The following is a 26,517-nucleotide window of genomic DNA, read 5'->3' as shown; positions in this document are numbered from 1 at the left end:
GAGCAGAGGGTCACATGCGGGGATTTGGCGCCCTCGACAGGTATCGAATGTGCTCACCATTCGCTTGATGTGTAAGGTAAAACGGTCTTTCGCTCCAGGTTGTTACCCTCATAGTTACCCGCACGTGGTCACGGGTGGTCGCCACCATCAAGATGTCGGCGACCTCCATCATCAAGATGACGATGCCCTCGACCTTGAAGATGTAGTTGGTCTCGACCGGCAGGTGTTGGCGATCTTCACCATCAAGATGTCGGCGACCTCCATCATCAAGATGACGATGCCCTCGACCTTGAAGATGTAGTTGGTCTCGACCGGCAGGTGTTGGCGATCTTCACCATCAAGATGTCGGCGACCTCCATCATCAAGATGACCATGCCCTCGACCTTGAAGATGTAGTTGGTCTCGACCGGCAGGTGTTGGCGATCTTCACCATCAAGATGTCGGTGATCTCGACCAGTAGGTGTTGGCTGTTCCGACCCAGTTGCCAACGCCAGCCGGCCGACGCGCACGGCGGTAGGCATCCGCCAGCCTTACATGATCCCGGAGCCGAGTCGATTGATCGCCTCCATCTATCAGGCGCGGATTTTGCGCCTACGGCCGTTCAGCGGGTTGCACGATTCAAGCAAGGGACGCGCCCGATAGGCTGCGACGATGCGACAAGGTATGTCGGATGATGGGATCCGAGCCGGTGCGGGCAGGGTGGCGGCCGATGGGCTCGGGTAGGTCATCGCAGCTAACTACAGGGGCGCGACTCAGCTCACGGCTTCGGGTTTAGCCGCCAACATCTCCGCATCGGGTACTGGCAAGTCGAGCCGCCGATTCCAATGCCGGAGTCCTGACGATGACCTCGGTAGTGCTGTGCCGAAACCCGCAGCGCGTGCAGACTCGGCGGCGCCGAATGGTCTTGTCGTCGGGTCGCCTGGTGTCGATCACGTTGGTCGGCGAGGAGCAAAGCGGACAATCGCCTGCCCCGGGGTAGATGGGGCCGGCTTCGCCTCCCGGCCGGCGCGGGCGATCCGTGAGAGGTGGCACGGATCGGCGACCTCGATTAAGCCGCAAAGCGATTCAAGTCTTCCAGCGAAGGCGCCAGCACAACAGCAGGATGGGCATCGCCACGGCGAACGATCGGCGTCGCCGCGGCGCGGATCTGGCGCTCCTCTTCAATCTCCAAGGCGAACAGCTCCGCGTCGATCTCGGCGAGGCGTCGGCGGCGGTCGGCGGCGCTGATACCATTTTCGGGGAATTCCGCGCGCGCGACCCGGAGCAGGCGCTCGGTGAGCCCGGCCGGGTCGAACGCGGCGGCCAAGAGTAGCGCATCGACTCCGCGGCCATGCATGCGGCCGCGGCGCAGTTGGGCGGGGGAGAGAGCTCGGCGGCCGGACTCCGACATTCGCCCGACATCTGCGGCGAGGGCGGCGGCGGTTTCATCCCAACTGGGAAAACTTTTCTCGATGGCCTCGCGCTCGTCCTGGAGTGCCGCGATGCTGGCGCGGATCAGGTCAATGTTCATGATTGTGATCCCGTGAAAATTCGTAAGGTTGAAGTGGTGACTCGCGCAGTTGCCGGGAGCCTGCACCAGGCGCGCGCGGTGATCTCGGAGCGGCGGAAGATTCTACGGCCAGGAATCCAAAGCCCCGCCAGGTCTTCGGCGGGTTGGTCTGTGCCGTAGGACAGCTCAATGCCGGACGCGGCGTCTGACTGCGCCTCGAACCACACGCCGGGGCCTGCGATTTCGACCCATTCCCGTCCGACCTGCATGCTAGCCGTACTCGCAAAGACGCGAAGTGTTCGCCTGCAACCATTCCTCAGATCTGGAAATGAGTTGTGATTGCGGGCGCCAAGCGGCTTGGGCCTCGGCGATGGCGGCGTCCAGCTCGGCAAGGCGCTTCTCGGCATATTCGAGATCGAGCTTCACGCCTGCAATCTGGGGGGTATCGTCGCGTTTTGGCGGGTTGATCGCTCGGACGTACGTCGCGGTCCCGAGCCACGCGCGCAAGGTCTGCACCTCGTGCAGCAATTCTCTGCGCTCGTCCCAGAGTCGCGTCAGGGCAGCATGCGCTCCCTTCGCCTCGCGGCGCAGGCGGCGCAGCTGTTCCTCGTAAGGCGCGATCTTTGCCGCGCGCTCCCGTTTCCGCTCAAGGCTCAAGGGTGCTTCAAAGATCATCGCGGAGACCCTCCGCGGGTCTGGCGATGCACGGGAAACCGGGGTTGGCGCATGGGCTCGTCGCGCGCGGGGGTGCCGGTGCTCAAAGCCTCGCTCAAAGCCTCCATCGCGGCCGCCCAGGGATCTGCTTTCGCGGGTGCTGCGGTGGATTGACGGGCGCGGCCTCCGGCCGGCTCGTTCGCGGCGATCTCGGCGAGGGCCTGATCCAGTTCTTCGCGCGCGGCTCGGCTCATCTGCCGCTGTTCCGGGTACAGCGCAGTGCGCAGTTCTCCCTCGGGCGGGCCGCCGAGATAGAAACGCGGTGGTCCGATGTTGATGATGTTGGCGGGGCGGTCGGCTCGTGACATCTCTGTGTCCTGGGTGGATGGAATGACACAATTCTGAACCCAGAGATACGCCATCAAAACCCGGGGGTTGGTGATCACTGCCTGTCGAGAACGATCCTTTTCAACTGAGATTCCGATGCGGGGCAGGGGCCGTTGCGCATCGCGTGCCAAAGTTCGCAAGCCCTCGGCGACAGCCTTTCAGGCGGCTCAGGGTAATGCTGCGACCACTTCCATGATGACGCCTCGAAACGTTGGATAGCGCCGACGAGATCCTTGATCCGGTCGTCGGTCTCGGTGTTCTCGCCGAACGGCGTCAACGTGAAAGCGTTACGGAGGTGCTCATTCCGGCGGGTCATCCGCGCGTGCCAGGCAATGCGCTTGATGCCGGGGCCGCGCAGCCCGAGACCCTCGTCGATCGTCTCGGCAGATCCTGTTGCAGCCTGGTGCAGCGCATCAGCCAGGAACGCGGCGGCGGTCGGGTCGATGACGCGGGCCGCGGTGATTACTCGCTCAAGCATGGCGAGGCGCTCAGACGGTTTCATATCGGGTTTCTCGATGTTTCGATGCAAATACTTCGGTTATCTGCTGCCGAGACCCTAAGGGAATGAAATCCTGTCGAAATCCGGGGCTGGAATCTCCCGTGGTATTTGAGGGGTGTGCAGGGTCCCATCCTGCTGAAAACTTCCGAGAAAGCATGTAGTTATAGAAATCATCGGGGGCAGTTAGAGGCGGATTCAAAACCGTGACCCTCAGCTTTCAATTCACTTCGCTCGGTGCGAGCGGGCGAAAGAGCGGACCACGAGCACGAACGCCTGGTGCGACCTCGAACACCAGCACGGCGTAGCAGTCGCAGCCGGACGGGGTTGCCCAAGCGAATTCGCCATTGAGAGGGTGACGAGCCCGCATCCGCTCGCCGGGATGGGCCAGGAACCAAGCCGCGTCTCCATCGCTGGCGATGTCGTCGGTTTCCAGATCGGCCGGGGTGCGCCGGCTCATGATCTCGGGATCGGCGAGGATCTCGCGCCAAGGGTCAACATCGGCCGGCCCGCTCTGCTGCTTCTTCGATCTGGCTTTCGTCTTCGATCTCATCGTCGGTTACCTTGCGGTGTTCGCCCTGCTGCTGCCGCAGCAGGGCATGGTGGTTACAGACCGACGCCGTCGTCGTCGATCAGGTCGCGGAGCCGCCCGACGGATTCGAGCTCGACCTCAAGCTCACGCTGAGCATCCGCCTGGAACAGAAGCAGCTCTTGGCGCAGCCGAGCAAGCGCTGCTCGCGCATCATCGCGTTGCGCGAGAGCTGTCTCGCGCTCGACCTCCACGCGGCGGACCTGCGCGCGGAGCCGTCGCGCTTCCGAGCGCGCAGCTTCTGCGGCCAATTCGGAGCGGGCCGCATCGCGAGCAAGATCGACGAGCGCACGTTCGTGACTTCCGGGAAGGGTCATCGGGATACCTCGGTGATGGTCGTGTTGGTGGTCGAGAGTCGCTGGAGCATCTCGTTCAAGTGTCTGGCGAGTGCCTCGCGAATCTCGGGCGTTGCGAGTCCATTCGAGATCCGGACATCGGCGTCCAGTGTCTCGGTGACCCGGTACAGGCGTGCAGGGCCGACGCACGAATGCTGTACGAGCATCAGGTGTTACCTCGTTGGTGGATTGGCGGAACAAACTTCGAGCATGCGATCGGCGCCGAACCTCAGCACCAGATCACGGTGGGCCTGATCAAGCTCGCAACCCGGCGCCAACATCGTCAGCCATGTGTCCGGCTTGTCGGCGAGCCTGAACTTGTAGATCCGCATCGCCGCGGCGGCCTGGTGTTCGGCGACCGCGCGCGGCTCGCCTGCATCGAACTCGATGATGGCCGCGCGTTCCTCGATCGCTTCGCGGATCACTGCATGGTCGTCGGCGGAAAGCTGCGGTAGCGTGCGGGTCGTCGTTTCGTCGGAGTGTTTCCGGTCGCTACTGTCGCTACCGACGCTACCGCTTTGTTTTGAAATGCGAATATCGGTAGCGTCTGGTGTTTTCGGAGTCGCTACCGTCGCTACCGGGCCTAGCGTGCGGGTCGTCGTTTCGTCGGAGTGTTTCCGGTCGCTACCGTCGCTACCGACGCTACCGCTTTGTTTTTGAATGTGAATATCGGTAGCGTCTGGTGTTTTTGGAGTCGCTACCGTCGCTACCGGGCCTAATGCTCCATCGACAATTTCTGAGAATCGCTCCAAGAGGGTCATGCTGCCTCCTTGCGCTCGACATCGACGTTTTCGTCATCCGGTAGCTGGATCGAATACAACCCGACATTCCGTCCTCCGATCTTCGATTGTGTTCGGCGCTCGCCTTTGGTGCCCTTGGACGTGTAGAGCAACCAGCCGGCAGCGTCCAACGCATCCAGCGCGCGAGCGCGATCAAAACCCTTGATCGCCTCACCAAGTCCGCCCGGTGTCAGCATGTAGACGACACGTCCGTCGATGACGCGCGTATAGCCCGCGCGATCTCCTCTGAGCGGTCGAGCGTCAGGGTAGGATGAGTCCGTAAACCGAAGGTCGCCGTACCGCTCGATGAAGTCGCGAACGGCGCTCAGTATCTTGGTCGTCTCGACGTTGCCCTTGCCGCGCGCATCTCGCCAGATGACGAAGGCGTCCATCGCAGACTTCGTTGCTGCGCCGGGTACCCATCCCGTGATGCCGGCCGTTGTCGCAAGCTCGCCGGCCGTGCCGATCAGGGCAAACTGCCGCGCAACACGAGCCTCTTGGCCTTCGGTCGCGGGCATGCGGTCGGTCAGGGTTTTGACCATTGCGCCAAAGTCTTCGGCGATGTTGGCGACGAGGTAGCGCACGAACGCGCGCCCGGCCGTGCCGTAGTAGCGTCCCGAGCTGGTCTTGATCTCGTCGGCGAACGCGCGCGCGCTGTCGCGCCCGTGAATCGAGTCGAAGGTGCCGTAGCGTCTGCCGTCGGTTGGCACGTTGAGGAGACGGACATCCTGTCCTGCATGATGGCGAGCGCCGTCTTCGGCCATGCGCGCCTCCAGCGTTTTCTCGCCGGTCGACAAGACAACGGTGCGCCATCGGGCGATGCGTCGCGCGCCTCCCGACCGAGTTGCCCTCGACTTGCCGCGGCCGTTGGCCAGGGCGTAGACGATGGCGCCGATCTCCTTGCCGTTGGCCTCGTTGATCTCGTCGAGCGAGAGCATCGTGTCGGTCGATTCGGCGGCGGCCGCTTCGAGCCCGTTGTTCGTGCCGCGCCAGGTGCGCAACATATCGCGAGAACCCCAGACCGAAACGGCAGCCTGTACCGCGGTCGTCTTGCCGCCCGAGCTGTCGCCGTGAAAATGCAGACCGCACGATTCCATGTGAACCCTTGCGAGCAGCGGTCCAGCGAACGACGCCGAGATCGCGAGGGTCATGACGGTGTTGTCGCTCGCCAGCACCGAGACGCTATCGCGCCACTCGGCGAGCGTGCCGCGCTGGTCGAAGTCTGCGATGGTCGCGGATTCGGACTGATACCTGATCTCGGTGGGTCCGATCGCCTCGTCAGGGAACACGAATGTGTCGTCGTGCCAGCCGAGCGACAGGGCGGCGATGACTTCGCGCTTGGGTGCGCGGTGCATCAGATAATTCGGGAGGCGCCCGCGGGCCTTATGGTCGATTTCGAGCCCGAGCCCGAGGAGTTCCCCGCGCAGCTCCTCGCACGATCCGCGGAGCAGGTACATCGGACAATTCCACTCATGCCAACGGCCGCGAACGTCGCGGAACCGCAGCAGTCGACCATAGGACTCTCCGCGCCGATCGAAGGTTGTCGCGTCCAGGATCAGGGGCGAGCACAGCCAAAGATCTACCCGCTTTTTCTTATCGTCCAGATCCTCCTCGACGCCGTGATAGTAGACGCCGGGGCGGCGCTTGGCGGCGCCGGCCATCCACCAGTCCAGATAAACCCTCCAACAAGGGCATTGATCGATCTCGGGCGGCTCGGTGCCGGTGATGTCATCCTCGTTCGGCGGCTCCGTCGCCGGGTCGACAGCATCCGCCAGCGGATCCGCGCCAAGGTCGGCAGCCTCATCGGCAGCGTCCGGGGTAGCGAACGGTAGCGTCCGGATTTCGGCTTTTCGCTACCGCTTTTAGCCTTTGAATTCCGAGCGGTAGCGTCGGTAGCGACGGTAGCGTCAGGTTTCACGTCGCCCGAAATTGCTTCCGGCTTGATCCTGATGCCGCGGCGCGGTCTTTTCGTCGTCGAACTCATGCTGAAACCCTCCCTGCCGCGCGGGCGATCCTGTACCAGTCGTTCCAATCGGTCGGCTTGTCGCTGAAATCCATGCCCTCGAAATTCGGGAGCAGCAGCTTGGCGCCGATTTCCAAAGCAGCAGCTCGGGCCTTGGTGCGGCCTGGGTTGCCCTCCGTCCAGCGGTCGTTGTCGCCGATGACAACGATCTCGGCGCGCGGCCTGATCCGTCGAATCCTCTTGGCGACCGGGAGCAAATTCCCCGCATTGAAGGCGACAACGCCCGGTGCGCCGGTGACCTCCGTCATGGTCGCGACGGTGGCGAAGCCCTCGCCGATCAGGATCGACTCGCGGCGCCCGTCGCCCTTCAAGGTGAAGAAGCAGCCGGAAATCCGGCCGCCCGAGAGAAACCTCTTGGCGCCGTCGGCGCCGATGAATTGAAGGCTGGTGAGTGCGGAGCCGTCGCCGATCGGCAGCACCAGGCGGTTACCGGAATCGACGCGGGCGATGTGCGGCTTGATCTCCTTGGCGATCAGATAGGGGTGATCAGGGGTTGCTCGACGACAGGATGACCAGATCTCGGAGGCGGTATAGGCTGCGTCCCGGTGTGTCGCCTGCTGCTCGACAGCGCGCTGTCGACGGGCGTCCTCGATCATCGCGCGGAAGTCGATCTTCTCGTCGGCTTCGGTCTTGGCGCTCCAGGTCTGTTGAAACCCGACCTTCCAGGATCCGAAGGCGCCGGCCGCGCATCGATCTAGGTGCAGCAGATACCAGCCGCTCAGTTTTCCGGCCTTGTCGTCTGCCGTGCGGAACCGATGGATGCGTCCGTCGGCGATGATGTCGGGAGACCCGAGACCGGCCGCGGCGATTGCTGCGGCGAAGTCGTCGATGACACGCCAAGTCGGAGGGGTTGCTGCTGCGGTAGCTGCGCTCATGGCTCTACCTCCCCGACGAGATCGTCAAGGCTGGCTTGCAGGATCTCGGCGACGGCTAGACCCGGACTGCCGAGATACTGCTCGTCGGCGAGGGCCTGTAGGCGCCGGACGTCTTCGTCGGCGAGGAATGCAGCCAGTGCGACGGTCAACGCCTCGTCGGCGGGGTCCGGTGGGTTGGGCTCGCCTTTGGCGACCTGGATCCGGCGCTTGAGGATGGGCTCGACCGCGGCGATGACGGCCGCGCGCATCTCGTCGTCTTCGGTCAGGTCGATAGCGCCGTAATTGGACGAGATCCCGTAGGCGCTCGGGAGCTGTTTCAGCAGGGCGTAGCCCGCGCGGAACAAGGGGGTGTCGGTGGGGTCGTCGTGTTGTTGCATGGTGGTCTCCAGAGTTTGGAAACCGACCAAGGAAGGCGGGCAGGGGCGCGACAAAGGTTACCCTGACAGGTATCATTGTCTCGCCGGTGCTCGGACTCTTACTCAGTCGGAGCTTCGTCCCTGGGGCGTTGGTAGCGCACCAGGGGACGGCTTTAGGATACTTGGCTTGGCGGCCACACTCAACGCCTCGATCGGTTCTGCGCCGATCGGGGCGTTTCTCGTTGCGCTGCTCATGATGTCCGCTCGCTGGCTTGATGCCGTTGGATTGCTGCGTCCAACATGACGAGGATCTCAGCCTCCGGGGTGACCGCATGCGCAGCAGCTTGAGCGCGTACTGCGGCGGCTTCGGCCGGTGTCAGACTGACGACGAAGGTCTCAAGGTCGAAAGTCTCGGAGTCGCAGGCCGATGCGGCGATTGAATCAAGGGTGTCGGTCCACCTGCGCATGATGGCGTGCAGACCCGGGGCGAGATCCGCCACTCCATAGCACGGTGAATCGGCGGCGCCCCCGATCAATAGCGTTACCGCGTCCATCTCCCGAGCGATGGAATCAAGGGTGTCGACGAGGGTCATGCTGCACCTCCAACGCGGTCGCGCGAGTGCATCCAGTCTGTGATGTCGGATTCACGCCAGCCGACCGCGCGGGGTCCGATGCGGACTGCCGCAGGGAATTGACCGGAGCGCATCCATGTGTAGAGGGTGGTTCGGGAGACGCCGACGAGGCGCTTGGCTTCGGGTATCCGGATGATTCGGGTGGGGGCGGGAGGGGTCTTCATTTGCTGGCTCCGTAGGTCGTCGTACACCGTGGAGCCATTCTTGCGCTCGGTCTACTTCATTGGCCATTCCCGATTTTTCGGCGTTTTGGCCGTTTTCCGGGAATGTTTCCAGGCGTAATACCTGTTTCTGGCTGTCGCAGGAAGCGCCCGAGCATCTTGCCGACGAGTTCGAAGACGGGGCCCGGGGTGCCGTCCTTGAATGTCACCAGACCCATCGTGCTGCGGATGCGATCGACCCAAATCACCAGCGAGAGATCGTTCATCTCCTTCCGGGCCTTTCGGATGTAAGCAGGCTGCGGACCCAACGGCGCAAAGGCGCGAGCGAGTCCTGCATCTTTGACGCGCGACAGGGACGCGGCGAGGTATCGGCGTAGAACTGGATTCATCTCGACCGGGCCGCCTGCGTAGAGCGCGCGAGAGGCGATCCTGCATAACTCGCCGGTAGCGGCCTGGTCGCCTTTCTGCGCTTGTTCTATCAGCTCGTCGAGAGCGGTATCATCGACTTCGGTCATGCCGGACCTCTACGATAGGTCGGTGTTGTCCAGGGCCTCGACGCGGGTGGAGCCGCTTCGGGGCCTATTTCGTTGGCGGTTACCCGCATCCGCCAGCAGCGAGGTAGCGAACGGTAGCGTCTGGATTTCGGCTTGTCGCTACCGCTTTTCGGCTTCGGATTCAAAGCGGTAGCGTCGGTAGCGACGGTAGCGTCAGGTTTCACGTCGCCGAGATTGTTTCCGGACTCGGTTGTTACCCTCAGCGGTTACCCGCGCGGCGGATTCCGACCACGTTCGAGCCCTCGATCTTGATGCCGTCCAGATAATCCGCCCATCCCTGCATCATGGTCGTGCGGGCCGCAAGGTGGGCGGTGCGGTTGTAGGCGCGGCCGTTGGGATCTCGCACGGCATGCGCGAGCTGGTGCTCGATGAGGTCGGGCCGGTAGCCGAGCACCTCGTCGAGAATCGTGCGAGCCATCGCGCGGAAGCCGTGACCACTCATCTCGTCTTTCGGGATTCCGAGACGACGCATCGCGGCGAGAACCGCGTTCTCGGACATCGGTCGATCATCGCCACGGGCCGACGGGAAGACATAGCGCCCGTGTCCAGTGAGCGGGTGGAGCTCCCGGAGGATCTCGACGGATTGGGTGGACAGGGGAACGATATGCTCGGTCCTGGTCTTGGTGACGGTATACCTCCACTGTGCCGCGTCGAGATCGATGGCTTCCCATTCAGCTTTGCGCAGCTCCCCGGGTCGGACGAAGACCAGCGGCGCAAGGCGAAGGGCGGCGCGTACGGTCGGGGTGCCGGTGTAACCGTCGATCATGCGCAGCAGCTCGGCGACACGGGCGGGGTCGGTTACCGATGCGAAGTGTCCAGCGTCGGCGGGTGGCAATGCTCCGCGAAGATCCCCGGACGGGTCGCGGGTCGCGCGGCCGGTGGCAACGGCATAGCGGAAGATCTGGCCAGCGCAGCGTATCAGGCGGTGGGCGGTGTGCAGCGCGCCCCGGGCCTCGACACGACGCGCCACGGCCAGCAGCTCGGGGGCGGTGATCGTGTCGGTCGGCAGAAACCCGAGATAGGGGATCAGATCCTTATCGAGCCACGCGCGAATCTTTAGCCGGTAGCCGGGTACCCATCGTGGTGAGAACTTTTTGAACCATTCTTCGGCAACGGCGGCGAAGCGATCCCCGCCAGCGTCGGCGGTCTTTTCGGCTTGGCGTTGTGCGGACGGATCGATGCCCTTGGCGAGCAGCGCGCGGGCCTCGTCGCGCTTCTGTCGGGCGTCCTTGAGGGTAACTTGCGGGTACGTCCCGAGCGAGAGCATTTTTTCCTTGCTGTCGAAGCGGTAGCGCAGTCTCCACCAGCGCCGGTCTTTCGTTGTGATCAGCAGGAACAAACCCGCGCCGTCGCTGAGTTTGACCGGCTTGGCGCCCGGCTTGGCGTTGCGGATCGCTGCATCTGTCAGGGGCATTTGCGGGTAACTGCTTTAGGCGTGTACGCGGTTACCCGCATAGTTACCCTCGGAAGGCGTCGGCTGTCAATGTTCCTTGCCGTATCTTGCTTTACAAACTTTACCGGAAAATCGGTGACTTAGGCGGGTGGTTCGTATCTTGCTGTACGTTGCTTTACAGGTTAATGGCGCCCTCGACAGGAATTGAACCTGTGACCTACCGCTTAGGAGGCGATCGCTCTATCCAACTGAGCTACGAGGGCGTGCTGTCGAGCACCAACGGCTTTAGTGTAACCCGGGGAATGACTGCAGGCACCGGTTACCATCCCGATCCAGGCCGATATCGGTTGAAGTCCATCCGCGAAGCGGTGATTATTGAAGCGTGATCAGGTCTATACGTCCATGTCCATGTCCAATCTGGCCCAGCCCGACGTCACCATCTTTCTCGATCATGCCGGTGTGATCCGGCGGGCGGCGCTGTCGCCTGCGATTCGCGGCGAGGCCCTGGATGCCTGGGTCGGGCGTCCCTGGGCCGAGACGGTCGAGTCGTTCGGAAGCGAGGGACTGCAGCGCCTCGTCGACGACGCTCGGGATTCGGGTGTCTCGGCCTTCCGGCAGGTCAACCAGATCTTTCCATCCGGTTTGCGTCTTCCGATCGAGTATACCGCGGTGCGTTTGGGAGGCGATGCCGGTCTGGTTGCCATCGGCCGCAGTCTCCAAGCCGTGACCGAGCTGCAGACGCGCCTCGTGGAGGCGCAGCAGACGATGGAGCGTGATTATTGGAAGCTGCGCGAGGTCGAGACACGGTATCGGCTCTTATTCGGATCCTCCAGCGACGCGGTCATTCTGTTGCGAGTCGACAGTCTCGCGATCCAGGACGTCAACCCGGCTGCGTCACGCGCCCTCGTTGGTCCGACCGGAGCGCAGCGGTCGCTGGTCGGAAAAGACTTTTCCGGCGAGTTGGTCGACGGCGAGCGCGACCTCTTTCGCGCGATGCTGCGACGGCTCGACGATCACGGCAGCGCGCCCGGGATTCTGCTGCATCTCGGCACGGAGCGAGCGGCTTGGATGGTGCGTGCTTCGCGGCTCGCGTCCGAGGCCGGTTCACTATACCTTCTCCAACTGACCGCCACCGAGGCCGCGTTGGCGTCTCGGCAGTCTGCCGAAGGCGAGCTCGCCGACATCCTGATCGAGCGCTTGCCCGATGGATTCGTCGTGACCGATCGAGGTGGCATGATTCGTTGGGTGAATCCGGCCTTCCTCGACCTCGTTCAAATGCCGACCTCGGGCGGGGTGTTGCAGCAGAGCCTGGGGCGTTGGCTCGACCGGCCGGGCGCCGATATGGGCGTGCTGTTGACGACGATCGCGCGACTCGGTGTCGTACGTCCGTTCTTGACCAGACTCCGCGGCGATCTCGGTGCCGAGACGGAGGTCGAGATCTCGGCGGCTGGCGATCTGGACAGCGATCCGACGTCGATCGGAATCTTGTTCCGTGATGTCGGCAGGCGCCTGCCGCGGCAAGACAACGACGAACGTCTCGGCGGACGCTTGGCGGCCTTGACCGGGCGGATCGGCAAAGGTCCCTTGCGTGCACTGGTGGACGAGGCGGTCAGCGTGCTCGAGCAGCACTATATCGAAGAGGCGTTGGACCTCACGCGCGGCAATCGCACCGCAACCGCCGACCTTTTGGGCTTGAGTCGTCAGAGTCTCTACGTCAAGCTCAAGCGCTACGGGATGGATCAGGATACGATCACGGACCCGGGATATCGAACCTAAACCGCGTCCAGAGCGAGATGCTCATGTTCAAGTGCGCTCGACGTTTGGTGCATCCACGACCCTTAGCGGGGGCGCGGTTTAAAAGGATATATTGTTTAATATTTTAAACCGCGCCGACTCCAACGGTCGTCAAGTCTGCCGGGGCCGATCCCATCCAAAAACATCGCATACCGCGCTGGGCGCGGTTTAAGCATCGGAGTGCAGCCCAATTGACCCCCGATCTTTCCTCCTCGCCGGCGTTCGGGCACGCCGATCTTTCCAATTGCGAGCGCGAGCAGATTCAGCTCGCCGCATCCATCCAACCGCACGGCGCCCTGATCGTTCTGTCGGAGCCGGATCTTGTCGTGATCCAGGCCAGCGAGAATGCGCGCTCCCTGTTGCGGCTCGACCGGGATCCGATCGGGGCCCGTCTCGACGAGCTGGTACCGATCCTGGCAGCGAGGGTTCGTCCGAGACTCGACGATGATCTGGCGCAGATCCCGCTGGTGTTGCGAACGCCGGTGGGGGTGGACTCGGCGCGGGATTTCGATGCCATCGTGCATCGTCCGCCGGCGGGTGGGTTGGTCGTCGAGCTCGAGCCGTGGGGGCCGCGGTCGACCTATCGGCTCGGATCAATGCCGCGCTGCAGACGATCATCGCATCGGCTTCGTTGCGGTCCTTGTGCGACGAGGCCGCGCGCATCTTCAAGTCGATTGCCGGCTACGATCGGGTCATGGTCTATCGGTTCGATGACGAGGGCCACGGCGAGATCTTTTCCGAGCAGCGCGAGCCCGAGCTCGATGCCTACCTCGGCAACCGTTACCCGGATTCCGATATCCCTCAAATCGCGCGTCGGCTCTACGAGCGCAACCGGATCCGCCTCTTGGTCGATGTCGACTACGCACCGGTGCGCATCCATCCCCGGGCCTCGCCCGTCACGGGGGAGGATCTGGATATGTCGCTGTGCAGCCTGCGCAGCATGTCGCCGATCCACATCCAATATTTGAAGAACATGGGCGTCGGGGCGACCCTGGTCGCCTCGCTCTTGGTCGGGGGCAGGCTGTGGGGGCTGATCGCGTGTCATCATTGCGGGCCGCGCTTCGTGCAGTACGAGATTCGCGCCGTCTGCGAGCTGCTGGCCGAGGCGGTGGCGACACGCATCGCCGCTTTGGAGAGCTTTGTCCAGGCTCAGGCGGAGTTATCGGTTCGACGCCTCGAGCAGCGGATGGTGGAGGCGATCTCGCGCGAGGGTGACTGGACATCCGCCCTCTTCGACGACCCCCGAACCTTGCTTCAGACCGTCGATGCAGCGGGAGCGGCCTTGCTCTGCGACGGCAGGATTCTGACCACCGGAGATGTTCCCGGAACCCGTGACTTGCGCGAGATCGGCGCCTGGCTCGATACGCAGCCGCGGCGCGCAGTGATGGCGACCGCCTCGCTGCGGCGCGACGAGCTGCGCCTCGCGGATCTGACCCCGGTGGCGAGCGGAATCCTCGCGGCGCCGGTCTCGAGCTGCACGGGCGAATACCTCATCTGGTGTCGTCCCGAGCGGGTACGGACCGTGACTTGGGGTGGCAATCCCTTCAAGCCAGCCTTCAGCGGAGACAATCCCTCGCAGCTTTCGCCGCGGCGTTCCTTCGCCCAATGGCATCAGGTCGTGGAGGGCACATCCGACCCCTGGACCTCCGCAAATCTGGCGACAGCCAGACTGATCGGCGAATCCGTGGCGGATGTCATCCAGCAGTTTCGCTCGGTCCGTGTGCTGATCGCCCAAGCGCAGCTCGCCCAGGTTCGTTCTCAGGTCGGGGCCTCCGAGCAGCCGATCCTCATCGCCGATGCGGACGGCGTTTTTTTGCTGACCACACAGTCCTTCGAGCGGCTTCTGCATCCGGACCAATCCCGCCCGCGATGCCTGGATGATCTACTGGACTTGTTCTCGGAGGCGACGCAGGTGGAGGCACGCCGCCGTCTCGATGAGTTGGTGACGCATCGTCGGGCTTGGCGCGGAGAGGTGGAGTTGAACACCGGGGACATCGGCCTTCGTCCGTTTCTGGTGCGCGCCGATCCAGTCTTTTCTTCGCCGGAGCGGGTCTTGGGCTTTGTGCTCTTGCTGACCGACCTGAGCGAGCGCAAAAGGGCCGAGGATGCCCGGCATCGGGTTCAGGCCGGTCTGCTCGAGCAGCAGAAGATCATGCGCCAGCAGTTGCAATGGAGTGCCAACCCCATGTACCGCGAGCTCCTCTCGGCCATTGTCGCGAATGCGCAGCTTGCCGCGCTCGAGGTGACCGACGGCGTCGATTTGGGCCGGGTGCCCGCATTGGTCGACGCCGTTCAGTCATCGGTCCAGCGGACCACCCAGCTCCTCGAGCACCTCGCCTGGTATTCGGCGCAGTACACAAAGGGCGATCCGCCTGCCGGTAACTGACTGACGCGGATGGGTCAAGGTCGCCAGCGCAGGGCTAGATCGGCGAGATGTGCGATCAGGGCCAAGGCCAGCCAGAATCCGATCCAGGTCCACTCCGCGCCGGTCAAGGCGAAGCGCACGGCGACCAGCAGGAACGCGCCCGCGAGCAGCAGTCCGACCAGATCGCGCGGGGCGACCCCTTTGCCCGTCAGGCGGTGGAAAAGTGTCAGTGCGATCGCCTCGACCACGACTAGGCCGAGAATCAGATCGATCAAGCGCCCGCTTGCGAAGAGCTCGGCCATGATGTTGCCTCCCGGAGTGCTCGTGTCGGCCGCGTCCCGTCAGCGTGCCGAGACGAAACCCAAGAGGTGCGCCATGTCCTTGAAGAAGATCCGCAGATGGGCCGCCGGCTTGGCACGGACCAGACGCTTGTTCATGTAGGCTTCCCAGGTCAGATACTGCACATCCGGGTCTTTGCACATGCTCACGAAGCGCTCGCGACGCTTGTCGCTGGCGTACCAGAAGTGCTGCATCATTCCCAACACCCAGAACACCTTGCCGTGGGCTTTCATAAAGCGGGTCCGCGCAGTTTTGAGCGCGCGGGCGTCGCCGGTGGCGAGAAAGGTGTCGACCGCGTCACCGGCCAGCCGTCCGCCGACCAGTGCGTAATAGATGCCCTCGCCCGAGGCGGGAGCCACGACCCCGGCGGCATCGCCGGCCAGGACCAGGTCACGTCCGTTGTCCCAGCACTTGAGCGGTTTCAGCGGGATGGGCGCGCCCTCGCGACGCAGGGTCTCGGCGTGCTCGAGTCCGGCGCGGCGACGCAGCTCGGTGGTTGCGCCCTTCAGCGAGAAGCCCTCGACCGCGGTGCCCACGCCGACGCTGGTGGTGTCGCCGTGCGGGAAGACCCAGCCGTAGAAGTCCGGCGAGATGTCGCCTTGATAATAGACATCGCAGCGCGTGCCGTCGAAATCGGCCGGACCGCCGTTGGGCGGGGTGCGCACGATCTCGTGATAGGCGGCGACATACTTGATCTTGTCCGCGCCCGGAACGCATTGCTTGCCGACGGCGGAGTGTGCCCCGTCGGCGCCGATCACGGCACGGGCGCGGACCCGCTCGGACGCGTTGCCGCTGCGCCCGGCACCCGGTCGATAGCGGATGAGTGCCACGCCGTCGGTGTCGCGCTCGACCGCCTCGAAGGTGCCGGTGCGCCGCTCGGCCCCGGCTTGCGCGGCGCGTTCGCGCAGCCACTCGTCGAAATGCTCGCGATCCACCATGCCGACATAGCCGCCGTTGATGGGCATGTCCACACGCTGGTCGGACGGGGAGACCATGCGGGCGGAGTTGACCTGGTTCGCCAGCATGGATTCCGGGATCTCGAACTCACGCATCGCTTGCGGCGGAATGGCGCCGCCGCAGGGCTTGATGCGCCCGCCGCGATCGAGCAGGAGGACGCGGCGACCGCGTTTGGCCAGATCGGTTGCGGCAGTTGCACCGGCGGGCCCGCCGCCGACGATCACGACGTCGAATGTTTCAAGAGTTGTCATCGCATGCTGGCCCTGAGGTTGGGTAAAACGAAGTGTTCCGACGTCCGGAGCAACGGCGCCGGGCAGGCGCGATCAAGCCTTCTGTCGGGTCTGACTCAAGCGAGAAGCCCGCGCACGGCGAAGGCGCTGATCATCATCCCGGTGACATAGACGCTGACGCCGAGACCGCTGAACCAGGTCGCACGCTCGCGCGGACTTTGCAGGAAACGGATCATGAGCAGCAGTTGAATCAGCAAGACCACGCCGACGGCGATCCCGTGCGCCGGCTTGTCCCAGGCGAACAAGAGCGCAATCACGACCGCCTGAGGCACGGCCATCACGATGCTGGCGAGACGCGCGGCCCCGTCGACGCCGAGTTGAACCGGCAGCGAGCGCACGTTCATCTGTTTGTCGCCCTCGATCGCTTTGAAATCGTTGAGCGTCATGATGCCGTGCGCCCCGATGCTGTAAAGCACCGCGAGCGCGAGGATCCGCCAGTCCGGCATGGCGCCGCCGAGCATCACGGCGGCCCCGGTCACCCAGGCCAATCCCTCGTAAGAGAATCCGACGGCGAGGTTGCCCCACCAGCCGTTGCCCTTGAGTCGGAACGGCGGTGCGCTGTAGGCCCACGCCAGAGCCATGCCGATCAGCGATGCCCCGAAGACCCAGGGTCCGAGCATCCACGCGAGCAGCAGCGAGAGCGTGGTCCAGATGAGTGCGAGATACAGACCCCAGCGCCCCGGGATCCGCCCCGAGGGGATCGGGCGGTTGGGCTCGTTGATGGCGTCCACATGACGGTCGTACCAGTCGTTGACGACCTGACTCGTTCCGCACATCAGGGGGCCGGCCAGCAGCACGCCGGCGAGCAGGAGCCACCACTGCTGCACGACGGGTGCGCCCGAGGACACGACCCCGCAGGCGAAGGCCCACATCGGCGGGAACCAGGTGATGGGATGCGACACTTCCAAGATCGCAGGCATGGACGGATAGGCGGACGCTGCCGCGGGTAACGCGCTTCGATTCATGCCGCTCACTTGTCGGATGGTGCCGATGGCTCGGCTGCTTGGTCTGAAATGCCGTAGCGATCGATTTTGACGTATAGGCTTTGGCGGCTCAAGCCCAGCAGCTCGGCCGCCGAGGCGCGATTGTCTCCGGTCAGCTTCAGTGCCGCCTCGATGCAGAGCCGCTCGATGGTGTCGGTCGATTCACGGACCAGCTCCTTGAGCGGGACCCGCCCGACGCGGTCGGTGAGCTGATCGAGCCAGCGCGGTTGCTCCGGACTCGTCGGTTGCTCGGCATTGAGCCGACGACCGACATCTCGGATGAAGAACCCGAAATAGGGGCGCTCCCCGTTGCGCACCGCTGCGGCCGAGATCTCGATATCGGTCGTGGATCCATACTCGCCGCGCAAGGTGGTCGCGAAGAGCCGGACCGTGTCGTGCTGGCGCAGGTTGGCCATCAGCACATTGAGGTCGACGCCCGGACGCCCGAGCCAACGGTCGAGCGACTCGCCTCGCGCCTGTTGCTCCGCGGCGATCTCGGTCAAGGCCAGGAAGGTGTTGTTGGCACTCAACACCCGTCCGTCCGCATCCGTGATGACGACACAGTCCGGTGCGTTCTCGAGGACGCGCAGATAGCGAGCCCGGTTCTCCGGCAGGGTAAATGTGGCGCTCTCGGCGATGATCGGCGACAGACGAACGAGCAGAAACGAGAGGTTTTCCTGGCGCAGCAGCGAGGCCGAGACCAAGAACTCCTGCATACCGTCGGCGAGCTTGGCCCGCACGTCGTCCGCCCGCCCGGCGGCACGGACACCGGCCAGCAGGCCGTTGATCGACTGTGTGCCTTCGGTGTCGAATCCTTCAGGGAAAGGGCGACCGATGACCCGCGTCGGCGATTCGCCGAGGAGCTGTCCGGCGGCCGGATTCGCCTCGACGACTCGCTGGGTCGGCGCATCGATGATGAGGATGGCCTCCGAGACCATACGAAACAGCAAGCGATAACGGGTCTCGACCTGGCGGAAGCGCCAATAGTCGCGCTCGAGGGCTTGCTGGGCGTCGACGAGCTGTTGTTGCAGGGCGGCCATTCCCTGGAGGTTGCGCCCCAGCGCCACGACGCTCGTCCCGAGGCGTAAGGCCCGGTATTGGATCGGGATATCGGTCCCGCGCACGGAGGGATGGTTGACTTGTCGCCAACGGGTGACGCGTGAGTCGGATGCCTCGCTGAGCAGTGCCTCCAGATTCGCGCGGCTCTCCGGCAGCACGGTGGTCAGCCAGGGCTGTCCGATCCAGTCCCTGCTGAGCTCGCTCGAGAGATCCTCGCTGCCGAACGAGATGTCGCAGACGATGCCCGCCTGGTCGACCACGACGGCGATGTCGGATACGCCTTCAACCAGCGCCGCCGCCGTTTCGGCATCGAGGCTGCCGAACGATTCCTTTAGGGCTCTGAACGGACTCACGACGACCAGACTCTCCAATGCCTCTGGGCGCGCCCGGCCCACCCGTCCTCGGGGTCGGCAGCGACTGGCTCGCCGGAACGATCCTGGCGGGTCGGCATGCCTTGCAGCACCCTGCACCATCGCGCACCGAAGTCCCGATCGGATCGCTCGACGTGACCTTCGGCTGGTGCCGGCTCCCTTGTCGTGTCGATGATCACAGAAAAGACCGCTTGCGCTGCTCGGGCCGAAAATCGCCGACGTTACCACGCCGAGGCGCGAGGTGCGGGCTGCTCTGCCGATCCGATTAGGATCGCCCGAGCCCGCCGTTGTGCGGAGTCCGAGTCGGGGGATGGTCGTTGCAGGCGGTACGTATGGGCTGCGGGGCGCAGCTGCAGTCGACCGCAATACGGAAACGCCGGTCCACCAAAGGTCGGGCTCGCTACCCTATTGTGGTGCCTGGCGCCGGGTTGTCAAGTCAGGTTTACGTAAAGTTTGGTTGACGCATCCCTGAAAGCGGACTAGATTCGTCGTATGTAGAACGTGATGGCGGATCATACCCTAGTTCGTCCACCGATGAATCATCCTCGAATGCAACCGCAGCAAAGCAAACCTCTCTACACCCCGGAGGAGCGACTCCGCCGCGACGAATCCCCGTGGACGCTGGTCCAGGGCATTCTGGCGCCCGTGCAGTTTCTGGTCTTCCTGGTGAGCCTTTACCTGGTGCTGCGTTATTTGGCAACCGGCGAGGGCGCGCTGATCGCCACCGTCTCGATCGTTGTCAAGACCCTGGTGTTGTACGCCATCATGATCACGGGCGCGATCTGGGAGCGTGTGGTCTTCGGGCGCTACCTCTTTGCGCCGGCCTTCTTTTGGGAAGACGTGTTCAGCATGCTGGTGCTGGCCCTGCACACGGCCTATCTGATCGCGCTCGCCACCGCTGCGCTCGAGACGCAAGGACTCATGTGGCTGGCGCTGGCGGCTTATGCGGCTTATGTCATCAATGCCGGGCAGTTCTTGATCAAGTTGCGTGCCGCCCGACTCGATCAGGCAAAGGCTCGCGAGAGCCTCGCGGAGGCGGCCGAATGAGTGGGCAGCCGACGCTCGATCGGGGATCCGTCGCCGGCGACAGGCTCCCGGTCGTCACGCGCGAGCGCGGCCAGCGGCAGGTCTTCTGCGGCCTGGCCGGGATCGTTTGGCTGCATCGCAAGATTCAGGATGCCTTCTTTCTCGTCATCGGCTCACGCACCTGTGCGCATCTGCTCCAGTCGGCCGCCGGGGTCATGATCTTCGCCGAGCCCCGGTTTGCGACGGCGATCCTGCACGAGCGCGATCTTGCCGGTCTGGCCGATTGCAACGCCGAGCTGGATCGCGTGGTCGCCGAGGTCTTGGAGCGGCGCCCCGACATCGGCACGCTGTTCTTGGTCGGCTCCTGCCCGTCGGAGGTCATCAAGCTCGACCTGGCGAAGGCCGCCGAGCGTCTTTCCGGTGTCTATCGCGGACGGGTGCGGATCCTCGACTATTCGGCGAGCGGCCTGGAGACGACGTTTACGCAAGGCGAGGACGCCTGTCTGAAGGCGCTGGTGCCCGAGTTGCCGCAGTTGCCGGTCGGCGAGCGTTCGCTCTTGGTGGTCGGAACCCTTCCCGACGTGGTCGAAGATCAGTTCGCCCGGCTGTTTGCCGAGCTGGGGATCGGTCCAGTGCATTTTCTGCCGCCGCGTCGGACCACCGAGTTTCCTCCCCTGGGCAGCGGGACCCGGGTCCTGCTGGCCCAGCCCTTTTTAGGGGAGACGGCGCGCGCCTGTCAGGCGCGGGGGGCCAGTCTGCTGACCGCGCCCTATCCCTTCGGCGTCGAAGGCACGCTCGGCTGGCTGCGTGCGGCGACCGAGGCGTGGGGCGTGACGGGCGAGGTACTCGACGCCGTAACGGCGCCGGCGATCGCACGGGCCCGGCGCGGATTGGCGCATCATCGTGAGTCACTCGAAGGCAAGCGCATCAGCTTCCTTCCGGATTCTCAGCTCGAGATCCCGCTTGCGCGCTTCCTGCAGCGCGAATGCGGCATGGAGCTGGTCGAGGTCGGTACGCCCTTCCTCGATCGTCAGCTGATGGCCGAGGAGATGCGCCTCCTGCCGGAAGGCGTGCGCCTCACCGAGGGTCAGGATCTCGAACGTCAGCTCGATCGTCTGCGCGAGGATCGCCCCGACCTGACGGTCTGCGGTCTGGGTCTGGCCAATCCGCTGGAGTCCGAGGGCCTGCGGACCAAGTGGTCCATCGAGCTGGTGTTCACGCCGGTCCATGGATTCGATCAGGCCGCCGATCTGGCCGAGCTCTTCGCGCGGCCGCTGCGGCGTGCCGCCCTGTTGCGGGTCTGACGCGATGCAGCTCACACTCTGGTCATACGAAGGACCCCCACACATCGGCGCCATGCGCGTCGTTGCCTCCATGGAAGGTGTGCATCTGGTCCTGCACGCGCCGCAGGGCGACACCTACGCGGATCTGCTCTTCACCATGATCGAGCGGCGCGGCTCACGTCCGCCCGTGTCCTACACGACCTTTCAGGCGCGCGAGCTGGGCAGCGACACCGCGGAGCTGGTCAAGACCAGCGTCGCCGATGCCTTCGAGCGTTTCAAGCCGCGCGTGCTCCTGGTGGGCGAGGCTTGCACGGCCGAGCTGATTCAGGATCAACCCGGTGCCCTGGCCCGCGGCATGGGGCTTCCGGTCCCGGTCCTGTCGCTCGAACTGCCGGCCTACGCCCGCAAGGAATGCTGGGGCGCCAACGAGACCTTCTATCAACTGGTCCGTGGTCTGCTCAAGCCCCGCGTCCCGGAGGCTGGGCGCCATCCCGAGCCCAGACCGGCCGATCGGCGCCCGCGTGCGAATCTGCTCGGCCCGACGGCGCTGGGTTTCCGCTGCCGCGACGATGTGGAAGAGGTCACGCGGCTGCTCGCCTCGGTCGGCGTGGATGTCCATGTGGTCGCGCCGTTGGGTGCTACCCCCGAGGATCTGCTCCGGATCCCGGAGGCGGATTTCAACGTCTGTCTCTATCCCGAGACGGCCGATCAGACCTGTCTGTGGCTGGAGCGCATGTTCGGTCAGCCGACGGTGAAGACGGTGCCGATCGGCATCGGCGCGACGCGTGATTTTCTCGACGAGGTCGGGCGCATCGCCGGGATCGACGTGACTGATGCCAAGTCGCCGATTTCGTCTAGAATGCCCTGGTACTCGCGGTCGGTGGATTCGACCTACCTCACCGGCAAGCGTGTCTTCATCTTCGCCGACGCAACCCATGCGGTCGCCGCGGCACGGATGTGTGCCGAAGAGTTGGGCTTTACGGTCGTCGGCATCGGGACCTACGCCCGTGAGTTTGCGCGCGAAGTGCGCGAGTGCGCGAAACGCTACGGCGTCGAGCCGCTGATCACGGACGATTATCTCGAGGTCGAGAAACGGGCGGCGGAGCTTCAGCCCGAGCTGATGTTGGGCACCCAGATGGAGCGCCATATCGCCAAGCGGTTGGGCGTGCCGTGCGCGGTCATCTCGGCGCCCGTGCATGTCCAGGATTTCCCGGCGCGGTATGCGCCGCAGATGGGTTTCGAAGGTGCGAACGTGATCTTCGACACCTGGGTCCATCCCTTGATGATGGGGCTCGAAGAGCATCTCATCACCATGTTTCGGGAGGACTTCGAGTTTCACGATGCGGCGACACCGTCGCATCTCGGCTCGCGTGTCGGCACGAGTCGGCCCGCCGGGTCCGAGTCGCAAGCAGCGGCCGAGCCGGCGGATAGGCCGGTTTCCGACGATGCTTCCACCATCACTTGGGCACCGGAAGCCGAGCAGGAGCTGAAAAAGATCCCGTTCTTCGTGCGCGGCAAGGCGCGTCGGAATACCGAGCGCTTCGCGGAGGAACAGGGCATCCAGACCATCACTGTGGAGACGCTCTACGATGCCAAAGCGCACTTCGGCCGCTGACAAGCGCGCCACGACCACGGACATTACCCCGGTCCGTGTGGTCATTGTGAATCTCGACGGGCACCTCGCCGGCACGACCGAGCGGGCGCGTCCGTCATTGCAGCGCGAGCTGCCCGGCCTGCAGCTGACGCTGCACGCCGCGACCGAATGGGCCGATTCCCCGGAGCTGCTCGAGCGCTGTCGCGAGGACGTCGCGCGCGGCGACATCATCATGATCACCATGCTGGTCATGGAAGAGCACTTCAAACCCATCCTGCCCGCGCTGGCGGCCCGTCGTGACGACTGCGACGCCATGATCGTCTGCATGTCGGCCGGCGAGCTGATGAAGATGACGCGGCTCGGCGGCTTCAAGATGGACGGTTCCCCGGGCGGCCCCATGGCGCTGCTCAAGCGTCTGCGCGGCGGCAAAGAGAAGAAGCAGAGTGCGGGCGCCCAGCAGATGTCGATGCTGCGACGTATCCCCAAGCTGCTGCGCTTCATCCCGGGCACCGCCCAGGACGTGCGCGCCTATTTCCTGACCCTCCAGTATTGGCTGGCCGGCTCGGACGAGAACCTGGGCAACATGATCCGGTTCCTGGTCGACCGCTATGCCGACGGCCCGAGGCGCCATCTGCGCGGGACCATCAAGGCCGCGCCGCCCGTCGAGTATCCGGACGTCGGGCTCTATCACCCCAAGATGAAGGGCCGGATCTCCGATCAGCTTGCGAGCCTGCCGCCCGTCAACGGCCGCCCCGTCGGTCGCGTCGGTCTCCTGCTCATGCGCTCCTACGTGCTGGCCGGCAACGCCGCCCACTACAACGGCGTGATCGAGGCGCTCGAGGCTCGCGGCCTGCAGGTCGTTCCGGCCTTCGCGAGCGGTCTGGACGCGCGCCCGGCGATCGAGCGGTTCTTCTTGAAGGACGGCAAGGCGACGGTCGACGCCGTCGTCTCGCTCACCGGCTTCTCCTTGGTGGGCGGCCCGGCCTACAACGACTCCAAGGCCGCCGACGAGATCCTGACCAAGCTGGACGTGCCCTATCTCTCCACCCTGGCGGTGGAGTTCCAGCACGTCGACCAATGGGAGGCGTCGAGCCAGGGTCTGCTCGCGGTCGAGGCGACCATGATGGTCGCTATCCCCGAGCTCGACGGCGCGACCGGCTCCATGGTCTATGGCGGTCGCAGCGGCGGCGGCTCGGGCGACGGCGCACGCGACATGCAATCGCACAACGAGCGGGCGCAACGTCTGGCCTCGCGCGTCGAGCGTCTGGTGCGTCTGCGTCGAGCCAAGCGCGCCGAGCGCAAGGTCGCCATCATCCTGTTTAATTTTCCGCCGAACGCCGGCAACACCGGCACGGCCGCCTATCTGTCCGTCTTCGCCTCGCTCTATCACACGCTCAAGACGATGCACGCGGAAGGCTACAAGGTCGATGTGCCCAAGGATGTCGATGCGCTGCGCGAGCAGATCGTCAACGGCAACTCCGGGCGTTTCGGCTCCCACGCCAACGTCCATGTCCGCATCCCGGTCGACGATCATGTCCGGCGCGAGCCCTGGCTGGCCGAGATCGAGGCCCAGTGGGGTTCGGCACCCGGCAAGCAGCAGACCGACGGCGGCTCGCTGTTCGTGCTCGGCGCCCAGTTCGGCAATGTCTTCGTCGGCATCCAGCCCGCCTTCGGCTACGAGGGCGACCCCATGCGGTTGCTCTTCGAGAAGGGCTTCACCCCGACCCATGCCTTCTCGGCCTTCTATCGCTGGATCCGCGACGACTTCGGCGCCCATGCGGTGCTGCATTTCGGAACGCACGGCGCACTCGAGTTCATGCCCGGCAAGCAGGCCGGTCTCTCGGGTGCCTGCTGGCCGGATCGTCTCATCACCGATCTGCCGAACGTCTATCTTTACGCCTCGAACAACCCGTCCGAGGGCACCATCGCCAAACGGCGTGCCGCGGCGACCCTGATCAGCTACATCACGCCCCCGATCGCCCACGCCGGACTCTACAAGGGTCTGATCGATCTGAAGGGCTCGATGGAGCGCATGCGTGGTTTGCCCCCCGAGGAGCGGGAGGAGCGCGCCGAGCTGGCCGTGCTGATTCAGGCCCAGGCCGCCGAGCTGGATCTGGCGGAGCTCGAGCCGACCTGGACGGATGATGCGGAAAGCCGCATCGCCAAGCTCCACGACAAGGTGCTGGAGCTCGAATACACCTTGATCCCGCACGGACTGCATGTCGTCGGCCAAGCGCCGAGCGAAGAGGAGCGTCTCGACCTGCTGCTCGCCGTCGCCGAGGCGTCCAAGGACATGCACCCGACGCGCGCGGCTGTCGAGGCGTTGGTCGCCGGCAAGACGCCTGAAAAGGCGCTCAAGGCCGGCGGGATGGCCGCGTCCCACGAAAATGTCGAGCTGTTCCGCGAGCTGGCCGAGACCGACCGACTTCTGATCCAGGACACCGAGACCCCGGCGATCCTGCACGCACTCGACGGCGGCTTCATTCGCCCCGCACCCGGCGGCGACCTGCTGCGCACACCGGCGATCCTGCCGACCGGGCGCAACCTGCACGGCTTCGATCCCTTCCGTCTGCCGAGCACCTACGCGGTCAAGGACGGTGCGCGCCAGGCCCAGCGTCTGCTCGAGCGTCACATGTCGGAGGAGGGCAACGGCTTCCCCGAGACCATCGCGCTCGTGCTCTGGGGAACCGACAACCTCAAGACCGAGGGCGGACCCATCGGGCAGGCCCTGTCGCTGCTCGGCGCGCTCCCGCGTTTCGACAACTATGGCCGTCTGGCCGGTGCGACCCTGATCCCGCTCGAAGAGCTGGGCCGTCCGCGTGTCGACGTGGTCATGACCCTCTCGGGGATCTTCCGCGATCTGCTGCCGCTGCAGACCCGCCTGCTGGCCGAGGCCGCCTTCCTTGCGGCTCAAGCCGACGAGCCGCTCGAGCAGAACTTCGTGCGCAAGCATGCACTGGCCTATCAAGAGGCACAGGGCTGCGATCTGGAGACCGCCTCGCTGCGTGTCTTCAGCAACGCCGACGGGGCCTACGGCGCCAACGTCAACTACTTGGTCGACAGCAGCAACTGGGATGGCGAGGACGAGCTGGCCGAGACCTATACGCGTCGCAAGTGCTTCGCCTACGGGCGTTCCGGTCAGCCGGTGCGTCAGGCCGAGCTGCTCAAGAGCGTGCTCTCCACCGTCCAGCTGGCTTACCAAAATCTCGACTCGGTCGAGCTGGGCGTGACCACCGTCGACCATTATTTCGACACCCTCGGCGGCATCACCCGTGCGGTGGGTCGCTTCAAGGGTGACGACGTGCCGGTCTATATCGGCGATCAGACCCGTGGCGACGGTGTCGTGCGTACCCTGGCCGAGCAGGTCGCGCTCGAGACGCGCACCCGCATGCTCAATCCCAAGTGGTACGAGGGCATGCTCAAGCACGGCTACGAGGGCGTGCGCCAGATCGAGGTGCATGTGACCAACACCATGGGGTGGTCGGCGACCACCGGACAGGTTGCGCCTTGGGTCTATCAGCAGCTCACCGAGACCTACGTGCTGGACGAGGAGATGCGCAACCGTCTCGCGCAGCTCAACCCGACGGCATCGGCCAAGGTCGCGAACCGGCTGATCGAGGCCCACGAGCGCAATTACTGGTCGCCCGATGCGGCCACGCTGGAGGCGCTGCGTCAGGCCGGCGAGGAGCTTGAAGATCGGCTCGAAGGGATTGTCGAGGAGGCCGCCGCGTGA

The 26,517-nt window shown here is 64.6% G+C and carries 26 protein-coding genes, 1 tRNA gene and 1 pseudogene; 8 read left to right on the top strand and 20 right to left on the bottom strand.

All coding sequences use genetic code 11. The features are described 5' to 3' along the window. Positions 1-49: 49 nt before the first annotated feature. On the top strand, positions 50-301 hold the full coding sequence (locus KFB96_RS13395) for a hypothetical protein (RefSeq protein WP_213457960.1): 252 nt from the start codon (positions 50-52) through the stop codon (positions 299-301). Between the two features lie 747 nt (positions 302-1,048). On the opposite strand, the gene KFB96_RS13390 is transcribed toward KFB96_RS13395, so the two are convergent. From KFB96_RS13390 to KFB96_RS13315, 16 genes are all read right to left on the bottom strand, one after another. Further along, complete coding sequence (locus tag KFB96_RS13390; RefSeq protein ID WP_213457961.1) at positions 1,049-1,510, bottom strand: hypothetical protein; 462 nt, start codon at positions 1,508-1,510, stop codon at positions 1,049-1,051. A 249-nt stretch (positions 1,511-1,759) separates the two neighbouring features. Beyond that, positions 1,760-2,164 (bottom strand): hypothetical protein, encoded by a 405-nt coding sequence (locus KFB96_RS13385; RefSeq protein WP_213457962.1) that lies wholly within the window; start codon positions 2,162-2,164, stop codon positions 1,760-1,762. After that, positions 2,161-2,511 (bottom strand): hypothetical protein, encoded by a 351-nt coding sequence (locus KFB96_RS13380; protein ID WP_213457963.1) that lies wholly within the window; start codon positions 2,509-2,511, stop codon positions 2,161-2,163. The genes KFB96_RS13385 and KFB96_RS13380 overlap by 4 nt, the downstream gene beginning before the upstream one ends. 74 nt (positions 2,512-2,585) lie before the next feature. Then, positions 2,586-3,032: a hypothetical protein gene (locus tag KFB96_RS13375; RefSeq protein ID WP_213457964.1), complete on the bottom strand. Its 447-nt coding sequence runs from the start codon at positions 3,030-3,032 to the stop codon at positions 2,586-2,588. Positions 3,033-3,246: 214 nt separating this feature from the next. Further along, on the bottom strand, positions 3,247-3,579 hold the full coding sequence (locus tag KFB96_RS13370) for a hypothetical protein (protein WP_213457965.1): 333 nt from the start codon (positions 3,577-3,579) through the stop codon (positions 3,247-3,249). Between the two features lie 53 nt (positions 3,580-3,632). After that, positions 3,633-3,932: a hypothetical protein gene (locus KFB96_RS13365; protein WP_213457966.1), complete on the bottom strand. Its 300-nt coding sequence runs from the start codon at positions 3,930-3,932 to the stop codon at positions 3,633-3,635. Continuing rightward, positions 3,929-4,117, bottom strand: coding sequence for a hypothetical protein (locus KFB96_RS13360; protein WP_213457967.1), 189 nt, complete (start codon positions 4,115-4,117; stop codon positions 3,929-3,931). The genes KFB96_RS13365 and KFB96_RS13360 overlap by 4 nt, the downstream gene beginning before the upstream one ends. Before the next feature lie 6 nt (positions 4,118-4,123). Then, on the bottom strand, positions 4,124-4,711 hold the full coding sequence (locus tag KFB96_RS13355) for a hypothetical protein (protein WP_213457968.1): 588 nt from the start codon (positions 4,709-4,711) through the stop codon (positions 4,124-4,126). Then, positions 4,708-6,390: a DUF927 domain-containing protein gene (locus KFB96_RS13350; protein ID WP_213457969.1), complete on the bottom strand. Its 1,683-nt coding sequence runs from the start codon at positions 6,388-6,390 to the stop codon at positions 4,708-4,710. Before KFB96_RS13350 ends, KFB96_RS13355 begins: the two co-directional genes overlap by 4 nt. Before the next feature lie 319 nt (positions 6,391-6,709). After that, complete coding sequence (locus KFB96_RS13345) at positions 6,710-7,627, bottom strand: toprim domain-containing protein (protein ID WP_213457970.1); 918 nt, start codon at positions 7,625-7,627, stop codon at positions 6,710-6,712. Beyond that, positions 7,624-8,004: a hypothetical protein gene (locus tag KFB96_RS13340; RefSeq protein WP_213457971.1), complete on the bottom strand. Its 381-nt coding sequence runs from the start codon at positions 8,002-8,004 to the stop codon at positions 7,624-7,626. Before KFB96_RS13340 ends, KFB96_RS13345 begins: the two co-directional genes overlap by 4 nt. A 230-nt stretch (positions 8,005-8,234) precedes the next feature. Further along, complete coding sequence (locus KFB96_RS13335; protein ID WP_213457972.1) at positions 8,235-8,576, bottom strand: hypothetical protein; 342 nt, start codon at positions 8,574-8,576, stop codon at positions 8,235-8,237. Next, the gene (locus tag KFB96_RS13330) at positions 8,573-8,779 is read right to left on the bottom strand and encodes an AlpA family transcriptional regulator (RefSeq protein WP_213457973.1); all 207 of its coding nucleotides are present in this window, start codon (positions 8,777-8,779) and stop codon (positions 8,573-8,575) included. Before KFB96_RS13330 ends, KFB96_RS13335 begins: the two co-directional genes overlap by 4 nt. A gap of 56 nt (positions 8,780-8,835) precedes the next feature. Next, entirely contained in the window at positions 8,836-9,291 is a 456-nt protein-coding gene (locus KFB96_RS13325) for a hypothetical protein (RefSeq protein ID WP_213501421.1), read from the bottom strand. Between the two features lie 238 nt (positions 9,292-9,529). Beyond that, positions 9,530-10,744 carry an integrase arm-type DNA-binding domain-containing protein gene (locus tag KFB96_RS13320; RefSeq protein WP_213501419.1) on the bottom strand — a complete coding sequence of 405 codons (1,215 nt, stop codon included), beginning with the start codon at positions 10,742-10,744 and terminating at the stop codon, positions 9,530-9,532. Positions 10,745-10,909: 165 nt separating this feature from the next. Then, positions 10,910-10,986, bottom strand: a tRNA-Arg gene (locus KFB96_RS13315). Positions 10,987-11,098: 112 nt separating this feature from the next. On the opposite strand from KFB96_RS13315, the gene ppsR (KFB96_RS13310) reads away from it, so the two are divergent. The 3 genes and pseudogenes from ppsR (KFB96_RS13310) to KFB96_RS13305 all read left to right on the top strand — a co-directional run bounded on the left by ppsR (KFB96_RS13310) (position 11,099) and on the right by KFB96_RS13305 (position 14,903). Next, positions 11,099-12,499, top strand: a complete 1,401-nt coding sequence (gene ppsR, locus KFB96_RS13310) for a transcriptional regulator PpsR (RefSeq protein WP_300970186.1) — start codon at positions 11,099-11,101, stop codon at positions 12,497-12,499. 209 nt (positions 12,500-12,708) lie between these two features. Continuing rightward, positions 12,709-13,020, top strand: a pseudogene (locus KFB96_RS26800) (histidine kinase); the annotation flags it as partial. Positions 13,021-13,079: 59 nt separating this feature from the next. After that, complete coding sequence (locus KFB96_RS13305; protein ID WP_300970185.1) at positions 13,080-14,903, top strand: PAS domain-containing sensor histidine kinase; 1,824 nt, start codon at positions 13,080-13,082, stop codon at positions 14,901-14,903. Positions 14,904-14,917: 14 nt separating this feature from the next. On the opposite strand, the gene KFB96_RS13300 is transcribed toward KFB96_RS13305, so the two are convergent. From KFB96_RS13300 to ppsR (KFB96_RS13285), 4 genes are all read right to left on the bottom strand, one after another. Next, positions 14,918-15,184, bottom strand: coding sequence for a hypothetical protein (locus KFB96_RS13300; protein WP_213457977.1), 267 nt, complete (start codon positions 15,182-15,184; stop codon positions 14,918-14,920). A 39-nt stretch (positions 15,185-15,223) separates the two neighbouring features. Continuing rightward, entirely contained in the window at positions 15,224-16,429 is a 1,206-nt protein-coding gene (locus KFB96_RS13295; RefSeq protein WP_213457978.1) for a geranylgeranyl diphosphate reductase, read from the bottom strand. A gap of 95 nt (positions 16,430-16,524) precedes the next feature. After that, a complete protein-coding gene (gene chlG, locus KFB96_RS13290) occupies positions 16,525-17,433 on the bottom strand; it encodes a chlorophyll synthase ChlG (RefSeq protein WP_213457979.1) in 909 nt (302 codons plus the stop codon). Between the two features lie 5 nt (positions 17,434-17,438). Further along, positions 17,439-18,863: a transcriptional regulator PpsR gene (gene ppsR, locus KFB96_RS13285; protein WP_213457980.1), complete on the bottom strand. Its 1,425-nt coding sequence runs from the start codon at positions 18,861-18,863 to the stop codon at positions 17,439-17,441. Positions 18,864-19,430: 567 nt separating this feature from the next. Between ppsR (KFB96_RS13285) and bchF the strand changes: the two genes are divergently transcribed. Genes bchF through KFB96_RS13265 form a run of 4 tightly spaced genes read left to right on the top strand, consistent with a single transcriptional unit; the run spans position 19,431 to position 26,517 of the window. Continuing rightward, the gene (gene bchF, locus KFB96_RS13280; protein WP_213457981.1) at positions 19,431-19,928 is read left to right on the top strand and encodes a 2-vinyl bacteriochlorophyllide hydratase; all 498 of its coding nucleotides are present in this window, start codon (positions 19,431-19,433) and stop codon (positions 19,926-19,928) included. Continuing rightward, positions 19,925-21,211 carry a ferredoxin:protochlorophyllide reductase (ATP-dependent) subunit N gene (locus KFB96_RS13275; RefSeq protein WP_213457982.1) on the top strand — a complete coding sequence of 429 codons (1,287 nt, stop codon included), beginning with the start codon at positions 19,925-19,927 and terminating at the stop codon, positions 21,209-21,211. Before bchF ends, KFB96_RS13275 begins: the two co-directional genes overlap by 4 nt. Before the next feature lie 4 nt (positions 21,212-21,215). Beyond that, positions 21,216-22,805 (top strand): ferredoxin:protochlorophyllide reductase (ATP-dependent) subunit B, encoded by a 1,590-nt coding sequence (gene bchB / locus KFB96_RS13270; protein ID WP_213457983.1) that lies wholly within the window; start codon positions 21,216-21,218, stop codon positions 22,803-22,805. After that, positions 22,780-26,517, top strand: a complete 3,738-nt coding sequence (locus tag KFB96_RS13265) for a magnesium chelatase subunit H (RefSeq protein WP_213457984.1) — start codon at positions 22,780-22,782, stop codon at positions 26,515-26,517. Before bchB ends, KFB96_RS13265 begins: the two co-directional genes overlap by 26 nt.

Origin of the sequence: Thiocapsa sp. (genome assembly GCF_018399035.1) — a bacterium.
Taxonomy (GTDB): domain Bacteria; phylum Pseudomonadota; class Gammaproteobacteria; order Chromatiales; family Chromatiaceae; genus Thiocapsa.
This window is presented reverse-complemented; position numbering and strand designations above follow the sequence as displayed.